Source organism: Phycicoccus jejuensis (genome assembly GCF_000720925.1).
GTDB classification, from domain to species: Bacteria; Actinomycetota; Actinomycetes; order Actinomycetales; family Dermatophilaceae; genus Phycicoccus; species Phycicoccus jejuensis.
This window is the reverse complement of sequence record NZ_JOEE01000005.1, coordinates 148,437-161,889: the sequence shown is the minus strand read 5'-3', so window position 1 is coordinate 161,889 and position 13,453 is coordinate 148,437. Positions and strand designations below refer to the sequence as shown.

The 13,453-nt window shown below is 71.3% G+C and carries 12 protein-coding genes and 1 pseudogene; 5 read left to right on the top strand and 8 right to left on the bottom strand.

From position 1 onward, the window contains the following. Positions 1–9: 9 nt before the first annotated feature. From gap to IG69_RS0111850, 8 genes and pseudogenes are all read right to left on the bottom strand, one after another. Positions 10–1,014 (bottom strand): type I glyceraldehyde-3-phosphate dehydrogenase, encoded by a 1,005-nt coding sequence (gap, locus tag IG69_RS0111880; RefSeq protein ID WP_030528388.1) that lies wholly within the window; start codon positions 1,012–1,014, stop codon positions 10–12. A 161-nt stretch (positions 1,015–1,175) separates the two neighbouring features. Beyond that, positions 1,176–2,156, bottom strand: a complete 981-nt coding sequence (gene whiA / locus IG69_RS0111875; RefSeq protein ID WP_030528387.1) for a DNA-binding protein WhiA — start codon at positions 2,154–2,156, stop codon at positions 1,176–1,178. A gap of 21 nt (positions 2,157–2,177) precedes the next feature. Beyond that, on the bottom strand, positions 2,178–3,134 hold the full coding sequence (locus IG69_RS0111870; protein WP_036829881.1) for a gluconeogenesis factor YvcK family protein: 957 nt from the start codon (positions 3,132–3,134) through the stop codon (positions 2,178–2,180). After that, positions 3,131–4,030, bottom strand: a complete 900-nt coding sequence (rapZ, locus tag IG69_RS0111865) for an RNase adapter RapZ (protein WP_030528386.1) — start codon at positions 4,028–4,030, stop codon at positions 3,131–3,133. Before rapZ ends, IG69_RS0111870 begins: the two co-directional genes overlap by 4 nt. A gap of 10 nt (positions 4,031–4,040) precedes the next feature. Continuing rightward, positions 4,041–5,981, bottom strand: a complete 1,941-nt coding sequence (gene uvrC / locus IG69_RS0111860; RefSeq protein WP_030528385.1) for an excinuclease ABC subunit UvrC — start codon at positions 5,979–5,981, stop codon at positions 4,041–4,043. 152 nt (positions 5,982–6,133) lie between these two features. Beyond that, positions 6,134–6,691, bottom strand: a complete 558-nt coding sequence (locus tag IG69_RS0111855) for a hypothetical protein (protein ID WP_051750485.1) — start codon at positions 6,689–6,691, stop codon at positions 6,134–6,136. A 56-nt stretch (positions 6,692–6,747) separates the two neighbouring features. Next, positions 6,748–6,888, bottom strand: a pseudogene (locus IG69_RS23290) (type IV toxin-antitoxin system AbiEi family antitoxin domain-containing protein); the annotation flags it as partial. 199 nt (positions 6,889–7,087) lie between these two features. Then, positions 7,088–7,567: a Rieske (2Fe-2S) protein gene (locus IG69_RS0111850; RefSeq protein WP_030528383.1), complete on the bottom strand. Its 480-nt coding sequence runs from the start codon at positions 7,565–7,567 to the stop codon at positions 7,088–7,090. Positions 7,568–7,821: 254 nt separating this feature from the next. Here IG69_RS0111850 and IG69_RS0111845 point away from each other — a divergent pair, with 254 nt between their 5' ends. From IG69_RS0111845 to IG69_RS0111825, 5 genes are all read left to right on the top strand, one after another. After that, a complete protein-coding gene (locus tag IG69_RS0111845) occupies positions 7,822–9,039 on the top strand; it encodes a branched-chain amino acid ABC transporter substrate-binding protein (protein WP_242525650.1) in 1,218 nt (405 codons plus the stop codon). 186 nt (positions 9,040–9,225) lie between these two features. Then, positions 9,226–10,182, top strand: a complete 957-nt coding sequence (locus IG69_RS0111840) for a branched-chain amino acid ABC transporter permease (protein WP_245616134.1) — start codon at positions 9,226–9,228, stop codon at positions 10,180–10,182. Then, positions 10,179–11,891 carry a branched-chain amino acid ABC transporter permease gene (locus tag IG69_RS0111835; RefSeq protein WP_030528380.1) on the top strand — a complete coding sequence of 571 codons (1,713 nt, stop codon included), beginning with the start codon at positions 10,179–10,181 and terminating at the stop codon, positions 11,889–11,891. The genes IG69_RS0111840 and IG69_RS0111835 overlap by 4 nt, the downstream gene beginning before the upstream one ends. Further along, positions 11,888–12,718: an ABC transporter ATP-binding protein gene (locus IG69_RS0111830; RefSeq protein ID WP_030528379.1), complete on the top strand. Its 831-nt coding sequence runs from the start codon at positions 11,888–11,890 to the stop codon at positions 12,716–12,718. Before IG69_RS0111835 ends, IG69_RS0111830 begins: the two co-directional genes overlap by 4 nt. A gap of 5 nt (positions 12,719–12,723) precedes the next feature. Beyond that, on the top strand, positions 12,724–13,428 hold the full coding sequence (locus IG69_RS0111825) for an ABC transporter ATP-binding protein (RefSeq protein WP_245616140.1): 705 nt from the start codon (positions 12,724–12,726) through the stop codon (positions 13,426–13,428). Positions 13,429–13,453 lie beyond the last annotated feature (25 nt).

Below are 13,453 nucleotides of genomic sequence, written 5' to 3'. Positions count from 1 at the left end.
CCCCCCGGCTCACAGGCTCTTGCCGACGAGGGCGGTGATGTCGACGAGGCGGTTGGAGTAGCCCCACTCGTTGTCGTACCAGCCGACGACCTTGACCTGGTTGCCGATGACCTTGGTCAGGCCCGAGTCGAAGATGCACGAGCTCGGGTCGGTGACGATGTCGGCGGAGACGATCGGGTCCTCGGTGTACTTGAGGTAGCCCTTGAGCGCGCCCTCGGCGGCCTTCTTGACGATCGCGTTGACCTCCTCGACGGTGGTCTCGCGGCCGGCCTCGAAGGTGAGGTCGGTGGCGGAGCCGGTCGGGGTCGGGACGCGGAGCGCGTAGCCGTCGAGCTTGCCCTTGAGCTCGGGCAGGACGAGGCCGATGGCCTTCGCGGCGCCGGTGCTCGTCGGGATGATCGACAGGGCGGCGGCGCGGGCGCGACGCAGGTCCTTGTGCGGGCCGTCGAGCAGGTTCTGGTCCTGCGTGTAGGCGTGCACCGTCGTCATGAGCCCCTTGACGATGCCGAGCTCGTCGTTGAGGGCCTTCGCCATCGGCGCGAGGCAGTTCGTCGTGCACGAGGCGTTGGAGATGACGTGGTGGTTGGCCGGGTCGTAGTCGGCGTCGTTGACGCCCATGACGAAGGTGGCGTCCTCGTTCTTCGCCGGGGCGGAGATGATGACCTTCTTGGCGCCGCCGGCGATGTGGGCCTTGGCCTTCTCGCCGTCGGTGAAGATGCCGGTGGACTCGATGACGACGTCGGCGCCGACCTCACCCCAGGGGATGTCGGCGGGGTTGCGCTCGGCGAAGACGCGGATGGTCTTGCCCCCGACGGTGATGGAGTCCTCGGTGTGCGAGACGTCGTCGGCGAGGACGCCGAGGACCGAGTCGTACTTGAGGAGGTGCGCGATGGACGCGTTGTCCATCAGGTCGTTGGCGGCGACGATCTCGATGTCGGCGCCGGACGCCTGCACCGCGCGGAAGAAGTTGCGCCCGATGCGGCCGAAGCCGTTGATGCCTACGCGAACGGTCACTTGCGTTGCCTTCCGATGGGGAGGGTGAGGACGGGGCGGGTCCCACGTCCCTGTGGTCCACCACACACCCTAGACCCCACCCGGGAGCACCATCACGGTGTCCGGGGTACGGGCGAGTAACCGTTTACGCACGCCCGTCCGTGAGACGGTCCGGGCCGCTCTCAGCCGTCGAGCATGTCGGCGGTGAGGACCGCCTCGGTGTCCGGGATGCCCTCGTCCTGCGCCTTCTTGTCGGCCATCGCGAGCAGGCGGCGGATGCGCCCCGCGACCGCGTCCTTCGTCATGACCGGCTGGGCGAGCTGGCCGAGCTCCTCGAGGGACGCCTGCTTGTGCTGCAGCCGCAGCTCGCCGGCCTCGCGCAGGTGCTCCGGCACCTCCTCGCCGAGGATCTCCAGGGCCCGCTCGACGCGTGCCCCGGCCGCGACCGCCGCCCGGGCCGAACGACGCAGGTTGGCGTCGTCGAAGTTGGCGAGCCGGTTGGCGGTGGCCCGGACCTCGCGCCGGATCCGGCGCTCCTCCCAGGCGAGGACGGCGTCGTGCGCCCCGAGGCGGGTGAGCATCGCCCCGATGGCGTCGCCGTCGCGGATGACGACGCGGTCGACGCCACGGACCTCGCGGGCCTTGGACTGGATGCCGAGCCGGCGGGCGGCACCGACGAGGGCGAGCGCGGCCTCCGGCCCGGGGCAGGTGACCTCGAGGGCGGAGGAGCGCCCGGGCTCGGTCAGCGAGCCGTGCGCGAGGAAGGCGCCCCGCCACGCGGCCTCGGCGTCGCAGACGGAGCCGCTGACGACCTTGGCGGGCAGCCCGCGGACCGGGCGGCCGCGGCTGTCGATGAGGCCGGTCTGCCGGGCCAGCGCCTCGCCGTCCTGGACGACCCGGACGACGTAGCGGCTCCCCTTGCGCAGCCCCCCGGCCGCGAGGACGAGGACCTCCGGGGTGTGCCCGTACACCTCGGCGAGCTCACGCCGCAGCCGGCGCGCCGCGCTGGCCGTGTCGAGCTCGGCCTCGACGACGATCCGCCCTCCGATGATGTGCAGGCCCCCGGCGAACCGCAGCATCGCCGCGACCTCGGCCTTGCGGCAACAGGGCTTGGTCACGACGTGCCTGCTCAGCTCGTCCTTCACCTTCGCCGTCATCGCCATAGCGGGTCATCCTGCCACGCGTCAGTGACCGGGTCGCGGGGTGTACAGGATGTCCCGCAGGGCGGCCGCGAACCGGAGCGGGTCGTGCTCGCCGGTGGCCCGCGCGCGCGAGACGGGGGTGACGTGCAGCTGCGCGCCGAGCCGCGCGGCGGCCGCCTCCAGCGCGGCGTGGTCCTCGACCGCGGCGGGGTCGGCGAGCACCCCGTCGAGGCGCAGCCCCGGCGCGAGCGCCGCGAACGACTCGAGGTGGCGCACGGCGTCGAAGCCGGCCGTCTCCCCCGCTCCCGGGTCGAGGTTGAGCACGAGGAGGCGACGGGCCCGCGTGACCCGCAGCGCCTCCTCGAGGTCGGGCACGAGCAGATGGGTCATGACGGAGGTGAACCACGAACCGGGGCCGAGCACGACCCAGTCGGCGCTGCGGATGGCCGCCACCGACTCGGGGTAGGCAGGCGGGTCCGACGGCACGAGGCGCACGCGCTCCACCCGGCCGCGGGTCCGGGCGACCTGGGCCTGCCCGCGGACCGTCGTCACCGTCGCGGGGGCCTGCGGGTCGAGCCCGCCGACCTCGGCCTCGATGGCGAGCGGCACCGCGGCCATCGGCAGCACCCGCCCGTGGGCCTGGAGCAGGCGCCCGACGAGGTCGAGGCCCGCGACGGGGTCCTCGTGCAGCTCCCAGAGCGCGACGATGAGCAGGTTGCCCAGCGCGTGCCCGCCGAGGGGGCCCTCCCCCTCGAACCGGTGCTGGAGCACGTCGCGCCAGGTGTGGCCCCACTCGGTGTCGCTGCACAGGGCGGCGAGGGCCATCCGCAGGTCGCCGGGCGGCAGGACGCCGAACTCGTCGCGCAGCCGGCCGCTCGACCCACCGTCGTCGGCGACCGTGACGACCGCGGTGATCTCGTCGGTGACGAACCGCAACGCCGTGAGCGTCGCCGACAGCCCGTGGCCCCCGCCGAGGGCGGTGACGACCGGCCCGCTCACTCGCGCCCCAGGTCGCGGTGGACGACGAAGGTCGCGACGTCCGGACTCCCGAGGCGGCGCGAGAGCGCCTCGGCCACGGCGACCGACCGGTGCTTGCCGCCGGTGCAGCCGACGGCGACCGTCGCGTAGCGCCGTCCCTCGTGCCGGTAGCCGGCGGTGACCGGCTCCATGAGGGAGACGACGCGGTCGACGAACGACGTGGCACCGGCCTGCGACATCACGTACTCGGCGACCGGCGCGTCGACGCCGGTCAGCGGGCGCAGCTCGGGCACCCAGAACGGGTTGGGCAGGAAGCGCATGTCGAAGACGAAGTCGGCGTCCAGCGGCACGCCGTACTTGAAGCCGAAGGACATGACGGCCAGCCGCAGCGAGGGTCCGCCGCTCTTGCCGACGATCGGGGTCAGCTTGCGCGCCAGCTGGTGGACGTTGAGGCCGGAGGTGTCGATGACGACGTGCGCGTCGGCCCGCAGGTCTCGCAGGAGCTCGCGCTCGGCCTGGATGCCGTCGAGCAGGCGCCCCTCGCCCTGGAGCGGGTGCGGCCGGCGGACGCTCTCGAAGCGGCGGACGAGGGCCTCGTCGGTGGCGTCGAGGAACATCAGCTGGGGGTGCCAGCCGTGCTCGCGCACCGCGGCGATGCCCTCGCGCAGCTCGGAGCTGAACGGGCGGGCGCGCACGTCGACGACCGCGGCGATGCGCAGGTCGCCGGCCCCCTCGTCCCGGGCGCGACCGGCGAGCACCGCCATCGCCGGGATGAGCTGGGGCGGGAGGTTGTCGACGACGTACCACCCGTGGTCCTCGAGGACGTTGGCGGCGGTCGAGCGGCCGGCGCCGCTCATCCCGCTGACGACGAGGAAGTCCGCCCGTCCGTTCGACCCCGACGACGGTGCGTCAGCCACTGGATGCTCCCTACTGCTCGACGACCTCGCCCGTCAGCGGGTCGATGGCCGGCATGTCCTGTTCGGTCGAGCCCAACTCTGCCGCAACGACGGCCGCCAACGCAGGCCCGATGCCCGGCACGTCGGCGAGCTCGTCGACAGAGGCGGCGCGGATCTTCTTGACCGACCCGAACCGCTTGAGCAGCGCCTGGCGCCGCTTCTCGCCGAGACCGGCGATGCCGTCGAGCGCGCTCTGGGTCATCGCCTTGGAACGGCGCTGCCGGTGGAAGGTGATGGCGAACCGGTGCGCCTCGTCGCGCAGCCGCTGGAGCAGGTAGAGCCCCTCGCTGGTGCGCGGGAGGATGACGGGGAACTCCTCCCCCGGCACCCAGACCTCCTCGAGACGCTTCGCGAGACCGACGACGGCGACGTCGACGGCGCCCGCCTCCTCGAGGGCTCGGGCCGCCGCGTTGACCTGCGGCAGACCGCCGTCCACGACGACGAGGTTCGGGGTGTAGGCGAAGCGCGCCGGCCGCTCGCGGCCCTCGGCCACCTCGGCCTCCCGCTCCTCGGCCTCCTTGCGGCCGCGGCGGAAACGACGGGTGAGGACCTCGTGCATGGCCGCGGTGTCGTCGGTGGCCCCGGTCTCGTCACCGCGGACGATGAAGCGCCTGTACTCCGACTTGCGGGGCAGGCCGTCCTCGAAGACGACCATCGAGCCGACGACCTGCGTGCCCTGGACGTGGCTGATGTCGAAGCACTCGATGCGCAGCGGCGCGTCGTCGAGGTCGAGGACCTCCTGGAGCTGCTGGAGGGCCTGGCTGCGGGTCGTCAGGTCTCCGGCACGGGTGACCTTGTGGCGGGCGAGGCTCTGGGTCGCGTTGCGCGCCACCGTCTCCATCAGGGTGCGCTTGTCGCCGCGCTGGGGGACGCGCAGGTCGACCCGGCTGCCGCGCAGGCCGGCGAGCCACGCCGCGAGGGCCTCGTCGTCGTCCGGGAGGACCGGGACGAGCACCTCGCGCGGCACGCCCTCGCCGGACTCACCGCCGTAGACCTGCTGGAGGAGGTGCTCGACGACCTCGGGTGTCGTCTCGGCGTCGCGCTCGGCGACCCAGCCGCGCTGGCCCCGCACGCGGCCCCCACGGACGTGGAAGAGCTGGACCGCGACCTCGAGCTCGTCCTCGGCGAGGGCGAACACGTCGGCGTCGGTGGCGTCGGGCAGGACGACCGCCGACTTCTCGAGCACCCGCTCGAGCGCACCGATGTCGTCGCGCAGCCGCGCCGCCCTCTCGAAGTCGAGCTCGGCGGCGGCGGCCTTCATCTCGCGGGTGAGGCGCGAGACGAACCGGCCGCTGTTGCCCGCCATGAAGTCGCAGAAGTCCTCGGCGATCTCGCGGTGGCGCGCGGCGTCGACCCGGCCGACGCAGGGGGCGCTGCACTTGTCGATGTAGCCGAGCAGGCACGGGCGGCCGACCTGCTCGGCGCGGCGGAAGACGCCGGTCGAGCAGGTGCGCATCGGGAAGACGCGCATCGCGAGGTCGAGGGTCTCGCGGATGGCCCACGCGTGGGCGTAGGGGCCGAAGTAGCGCGTGCCCTTCTTCTTGGCGCCGCGGACGACGAGGGCACGGGGGTACTCGTCGGCCATCGTCACGGCGAGGTAGGGGTAGGACTTGTCGTCGCGGTACTTGACGTTGAAGCGCGGGTCGAACTCCTTGATCCACGCGTACTCGAGCTGGAGCGCCTCGACCTCGGTGCCGACGACCGTCCACTCGACGCTCGCGCCGGTGCGCACCATCGTCTGGGTGCGCGGGTGGAGCGCGGCGACGTCCTGGAAGTAGGAGGACAGCCGCTGGCGCAGCGACTTGGCCTTGCCGACGTAGATGACGCGGCCCTCGCGGTCGCGGAAGCGGTACACGCCCGGGTCGGTCGGGATCTCGCCCGGCCGGGGGCGGTACGTCGAGGGGTCGGCCACCCGTCAACCCTAAGCCGCGCCCCCGACACCCCGACTGCCCCCACCCACCCCACCCGCCTCCCCTTTTCGGGGTCACCCCGAAATGTCCACGAGGCACGACCTCCGAGCCGGGGTCTCGCGGACGAGCTCGTGTGTCGAGCTGACGGAGATGGTCACGCGCCGGCGGTCAGCCGCTCGGCCAGGGCCATCGCCCGCCGCACCCGGGCCAGCAGCCGCTCGGGGTGCGCGAGGTCGTCCCACATGACGCGGACGACGACGTAGCCCAGCTCCCGCAACCTGTCCTCACGACGCTTCTCGGCGATGACGGCCTCCGGACCGCCCGCCGAGTACTTGACGGCTCCGTCGAACTCGATGAGCACCTTCGTCCCGCGGACGGCGAGGTCGACGCGCCCGACGAGCTCACCGTCCTCGTCACGGACCTCGACCTGCGAGTCGAGCTCGAGCCCGAGGGACTCGAGCGTCACCCGCGTGCGGCTCTCCCCCGGGCTCTCGCTGGCCGCGTCGACGAGCCGGAGCATCGCGAGGGCTCGCTGGACGTGGCGATGGCCCGCCCGCCGAGCGACCTCGCCCGTCAGCCCGTCGAGGGTGACGATCCCCCGGTGCATCGCGGCGTCGACCGAGACGACGGCCGCCACCGTCCCGTGGTCGAGGGCGACACCGACGAGGGCGGCGAACGGCGGCTCGACCGGGCCGAACGCAGGGCGCGGCACAGCTCGAGGTGTCGGTCCTCCGGACGTGCTGCCGCGGCCCCGGTCGCGTACAGGCCACGCGCCAAGCGCCGGAGCGTGCGCGCCCTCACGGCGCGGGTCAGCGCCTCGCGGGATACACCGAGGCCGGCTGCCTCGGCGGTCGTGAACACGCCGTCGTGCAGCCGCCCGAGGAAGCCCAGGTCATCCGTCTCGTCCATCCCCCGACGATCGACGCGGCCGAGCCGAGGGGCCAGCGGCCGGGACGGATCTGTGGACGACGGCCGCCCGCTCCGGCACCTGTGGACGACGGCACGAAACCCCGGTTCGTCCACGAGACCCCGGCTCGGAGCCGGGGTCTCGTGGACATTTCGGGGTCACCCCGAAATGTCGTGACGGGAGTGCCGGGAGGGACGAACGTCAGGAGACGGTGAGGCCGTCGCCGCTGACGGTGACGGACTTCTCGGGCAGCGGCTTCGTCGCCGGTCCCTGCTTGACGGCGCCGGTCGCGGCGTCGAACTGGCTGCCGTGGCAGGGGCAGGTGATGACGCCGTCGGACACGCCGCCCACCTGGCAGCCCTGGTGGGTGCAGACGGACGAGAACGCCTTGTACTCGCCCTGCGTCGGCTGGGTGACGACGGTCGAGATCGACTCGAAGACCTTGCCGCCGCCGACGGGGATCTCGGCGGCCTTGATGGCCTGCGACACGGCGGAGCTCGCGGCGCTGGCGGCCGAGCTGGCGGCCTCCTCGACGTCGCCGGAGCCGCAGGCGGCGAGCGAGCCGGCCCCGACGACGACGGCGCCGACGGCGCCCGCGGTGCGGAAGGACTGGCGTCGGGTGACGCACGCGCAGCCGGAGCCGCACTCGGTGCTGGACGGGGTGGGGCGGTCGGTGCTCATCGGGCTGTCCCTCTCGGTCCGTGGGTGTCCCTCGCAGTATCCATGTCGTCGCTGGACGCCGCCTGTGGACCTTCGTCCACTGTCCGTCCGGCCCGTCCACCTGCTGGATCCGCAGGTAACAACTCGGCACCACAAACAAGAAGGTCCTCGGCAAACGGGCCGATCACGGCTACATTCCGTCAGGTCCGCGTCGGCGGGCAGGAGCATCCGCTCACCAGACCAGATCCCCAGGAGGAACTGTGCCTCAGCGTTCCGTGGTTGCCGTTGGCGCCTCGCTGCTCGTGGCCTCGCTCGCGCTCTCCGGTTGCGGCACGCGCGGCGGCGACGACGGCGGCAGCGACACCGGCAGCGGCTCCGGCAGCACCAAGACCGCGAAGATCGGCGTCATCGCGCCGCTCTCCGGTGACCTCGCCGCCCTCGGCAAGGGCATCGAGCACTCGGTCGACCTCGCCATCAAGCAGGCCAACGAGTCCAACGCCATCCCCGGCTGGAAGCTCGAGCTCGCGGCGGAGGACGACCAGGCCACCCCCGACGTCGGCAAGAACGCCGCGACGAAGCTCGCGTCCGACAAGGACGTCGTCGGCGTCGTCGGCACGCTCAACAGCTCGGTCGCGCAGAGCGTCCAGCCGGTGCTCTCGACGGCCAACATCACGATGGTCTCGCCGGCCAACACGAACCCGTCGCTCACCCAGGGCGCCGACTTCGCGACGGCCCCGAAGCGGACCTACCAGAACTACTTCCGCACCTGCACGACCGACTCGATCCAGGGCCCGTTCGCGGCGCGCTACCTCTTCGAGAAGGCCGGCATCAAGGAGGTCGCGACGGTCCACGACAAGAAGACCTACGGCCAGGGCCTCGTCGACGCCTTCAGCAAGGAGTTCACGAAGCTCGGCGGCACCATCGTCGCGGCCGAGACGATCAACCCCGACGACGACAAGTACGACGCCGTCGTCAGCAAGATCAAGCCGAGCAACCCCAAGGCCGTCTACTACGGCGGTGAGTTCCCGCAGGCGGGTCCGTTCTCGCAGCAGATGAAGGCCGCCGGCCTCAACGTCCCGCTCATGGGCGGCGACGGCATCTACTCCGGCGAGTTCATCAAGCTCGCGGGCAGCACCGCCACCGGCGACCTCGCCACCTCGGTCGGCGCCCCGACCGACCAGCTCGAGTCGGCCAAGGCGTTCGTCGAGGCCTACAACGCGGGCGGCTACGCCGAGCCGTACGAGGCCTACGGTGCCTACGCGTACGACGCGGCGAACGCGATCATCAACGCCCTCAAGACCTCGCTCAAGGACGCGGACTCGGCCGAGGCCGCCCGCCAGGCGACGGTCCAGGCGATGAGCAGCGTCTCCTTCGACGGCGTGACCGGCAAGGTCGCGTTCGACGAGTACGGCGACACCACCTCCAAGGTCCTCACCGTGTACGCGGTCAAGGACGGTGCGTGGGCCCCCGTGAACACGGAGGAGTTCAAGTAAGCCGCTCCTGACGACACAGTCGTGAGCACCCCGACGGCGGGGGTGGTCGAGAAGACCACCCCCGCCGTCCGTGTCCGGACCCGGCCGTCGGGTGCGTGCCCACCCCCCGTGTGGCGCCTGTCCGTGACGCACGTCACCCGCTACTCTCCCCCCAGCCCACCCGCACGTCACGCCTAGGAGGTCGTGGTGGAACTTGCCCAGCAGCTCGTCAACGGGCTGACCCTGGGATCGCTGTACGCCCTGATCGCGGTCGGATACACGGTCGTTTACGGGATCATCCAGCTGATCAACTTCGCCCACGGCGAGATCTTCATGGTGGGTGCGTTCGGTGCCCTCAGCACCGCGCTCCTGTTCTTCCGCAGCTACGTCGACGGCGGCGAGATGCTCCCCTTCTGGGCGCTCCCCGTCCTCATCGTCGGGGCGGTCGCCGCCTCGGTGGCCATCGCGGTCCTCATGGAGCGCATCGCCTACCGGCCGCTGCGCAACGCCCCGCGCCTCGCCCCCCTCATCACGGCCATCGGCATCTCGGTCTTCCTCCAGGAGGCCGTCCGCCTCCTCTACGGCAAGATCCCGAGCTTCCCGGACGCCAAGCAGAAGGTCCCCTTCCCGCAGATCGAGGTCGTGAGCGGCCCCGCGTTCAACCTCGGCGGCGTGACGCTCCAGCGCTCGACGATCTTCACCGTCGGCGCCCTGGTCATCTGCGCGGCGGGCCTGTTCTACTTCGTCTCCCGGACCAAGACCGGGCGGGCGATGCAGGCCGTCTCTCAGGACCCCGACACCGCGCGGCTCATGGGCATCAACGTCGACCGCATCATCGTCGTCGCCTTCGTCATCGGCGCGACCCTCGCGGCCGTCGCCGGCATCGCCCAGGGCCTGCAGGTCACGAACATCAACTTCAAGATGGGCTTCCTCGCGGGCCTCAAGGCCTTCACCGCCGCCGTCCTCGGCGGCATCGGCAACGTCTGGGGCGCCGTCATCGGCGGACTCACCCTCGGGCTCGTCGAGGCGCTGGCCGTCCAGTTCATCCCCGGCACCTTCGGCGGCAGCCCGTGGAAGGACGTGTGGGCGTTCGCGCTCCTCATCCTCGTCCTCGTCTTCCGACCGCAGGGCCTCCTCGGCGCAAAGGTGGTGGACCGCGCATGAGCACCGTGACGCACTCCCCCGACACGACCGACACCGAGCTCTCGCGCCTGGACCGGCTGCGTGAGCAGCACGGCGACCGCGCCGCGATCCTCGCGGTCGCCGGTGGCGCGCTGCTCCTCGTGAGCGGCCTGCTGTCGTGGTCCTACGACAACCGGATCCTCGACGACGTGAGCGTCCGGTTCTACCCGCTCGGGATCCAGCTCTACGCGATGCTCCTCGGCATCGTCGCGCTCGCCCTCGGCGTGCTGCTCTTCCGGCGGCCGCAGTGGCTCAACCCGGGCCGGGGCCTGCGCGCCGTCGGCTGGGGCTCGGTGGTCTTCGCCCTCGCCGGCATCATCGCCGTGGCCTACCAGGCGGGCGGGCTCATCAACGTCAACGAGGGCGGCTGGGTCGGCCTCGCCGGCGCCGTGCTCGTCCTCGCCGGTGGCCTGCTCTCGCCGCACGTGGACCTCGACGTCCGGACCTGGCCGCGGCTGCCCTCGTGGGCCGAGATCCTCGTCATCGTCGTCATGCTCGGGCTGCTGCTCTTCGCGACGGCGTACACGCTCAACGTCGACGACCCGGCGACCTTCGGGTGCCTCCTCATCACGCTGCTCGCTGTCGCGATCGGCCTCGTGGGCAGCGGGTTCGGCGAGTACCTCGGGTTCATCGGGCAGAACAACCGGCGCCCGCTGCTGCTGGCGGCCTTCCTCGTCGCGTTCCTCTTCCCGTTCACCCAGGACGGCTCGGACGCGAACATGTCGATCGCCACGCAGATCCTCATCTTCGCGGCGACGGCGCTGGGCCTCAACATCGTCGTCGGGCTCGCGGGCCTGCTCGACCTCGGCTACATCGCCTTCCTCGGCACCGGCGCCTACGTCGGCGCGATGCTGTCGAAGTCGGCGTTCGCGACGATCGGGTGGAACCCGCCCTTCCTCGTCGTCATGCTCCTCGGGATGCTCGTCGCGTCGATCTTCGGCCTGATCATCGGCTCCCCGACACTGCGGGTCTCCGGCGACTACCTCGCCATCGTCACCCTCGGCTTCGGCGAGATCTTCCGCCTGGCGATGTTCAACCTCGACGGCAACAACGGCCCGGACCTGACCAACGGCCCGAACGGCATCCCCGGCATCCCGGACCTCAACTTCTTCGGGTTCGACTTCGGCCAGACGCACACGGTCGCGGGCATCCCGCTCGGACGGTTCAGCAACTACTACTTCCTCCTGCTCCTGCTCATCGCGTTCGTCATCCTCGTCTTCACCCGGCTCAACGACAGCCGGATCGGGCGCGGCTGGGTCGCGATCCGCGAGGACGAGCGCGCGGCGGAGGCGATGGGCGTCAACGTCTTCGGGCTCAAGCTGCTCGCGTTCGCGGTCGGCGCCTCGCTCGCCGGCCTCGCCGGGACGATCAAGGCTCACCAGGACACCTCGGTGACGCCCGACCAGTACATCTTCCTCGAGTCGGCGTTCCTCCTCGCGGCGGTCGTCCTCGGCGGCATGGGCACGGTGGCCGGCGTCCTCGTCGGCGCGACCGTCCTCAAGCTCCTCCCCGAGAAGGCCCGCATCGTCAACGACTACCGGCTGCTCATCTTCGGTCTGCTGCTCGTCGTCATGATGCGCTTCCGGCCGGAGGGCCTCGTCGCGAGCAAACGACGGCAGCTGGAGTTCCACGAGGACGACGAGGAGCTCGCCGAGATCGTGCAGTCCGAACACCTGGAGGAGGCGAAGTGACCGTCACCGACCCCACGCCGAGCGGCCACGTGATCGGGGACCGCGTCGTTCTCGAGGCCGAGCACGTCACGATGCGCTTCGGCGGCCTCACCGCCGTCGGCGACGTCAGCATGAAGGTGCACGACGGCGAGATCGTCGGGCTCATCGGCCCGAACGGCGCCGGCAAGACGACCTTCTTCAACTGCCTCACCGGGATGTACGTCCCGACCGAGGGCCGGGTGACCCTCGGCGGTGAGCAGCTGCCGCCGAAGCCGCTCAAGGTCGTGCGCGCCGGCATGGCCCGGACGTTCCAGAACATCCGGCTGTTCGGCAACATGACCGCCCTCGAGAACGTCATGGTCGGGCGCTACTGCCGCACCTCGTCGATGGCGCTCACCTCGATCCTCCGCGGGCCGAAGTTCCGGCGCGAGGAGGAGGCCACCCGCCTGCGGGCGCAGGAGCTGCTCGACTACGTCGGGCTCGGGAAGTCGACCGAGATCCTCGCGCGCAACCTCCCCTACGGCGACCAGCGCCGGCTCGAGATCGCGCGGGCCCTCGCGACGGACCCGCAGATCCTGCTCCTCGACGAGCCGACCGCGGGCATGAACCCCAAGGAGACCGAGGAGACGATGCACCTGATCTTCAAGATCAGGGACAGCGGCCTCGCCGTCGTCGTCATCGAGCACGACATGCGGTTCATCTTCAACCTCTGCGACCGGGTGCTCTGCCTGGTCCGGGGCGAGGTCCTCGTCGAGGGCTCCCCCGGCGAGGTGCAGTCGGACCCGCGGGTCATCGAGGCCTACATCGGTGGCGACGACACCGACGAGGACGAGGAGGAGAGCGCGTGAGCGCCATGCTGGAGGTCAAGGACCTCGTCGTGTCCTACGGCAAGATCAAGGCCGTCAAGGGCATCTCGTTCACCGTCGACCAGGGCGAGGTCGTCTCGCTCATCGGCACGAACGGCGCCGGCAAGACGACGACGCTGCGGACGATCTCGGGCCTGCTGCGCCCGGTGTCGGGCTCGATCGTCTTCGACGGCCGGGACCTGACGAAGGTCGCCCCGCACGAGATCGTCTCGCTCGGGCTGGCCCACTCCCCCGAGGGCCGGCGCATCTTCCCGAAGCTGAGCGTCGAGGAGAACCTCCTCCTCGGGGCGTTCTCGCGCAAGGACAAGGGCATCCGTGAGGACCTCGCGGCGGCGTTCGAGCTCTTCCCCATCCTCGAGGAGCGCCGCGCGCAGCCCGCCGGCACGTTCTCGGGCGGTGAGCAGCAGATGCTCGCGATGGGCCGGGCGATGATGAGCCGCCCGAAGATGCTCATGCTCGACGAGCCGTCGATGGGTCTCTCGCCGCTGATGATGAAGCGGATCATGACGACCGTGACGACCCTGCAGCAGCAGGGGACGACGATCCTCCTCGTCGAGCAGAACGCCCAGGCAGCGCTGCGGCGCGCGACGAAGGGCTACGTCCTCGAGGTCGGCTCGATCGTCCTCTCGGGCACCGGCAAGGAGCTCCTCGCGAGCGACGACGTCCGGAAGGCCTACCTCGGCGAAGACTGATCACACACGAGGACGGGCCGCGCGA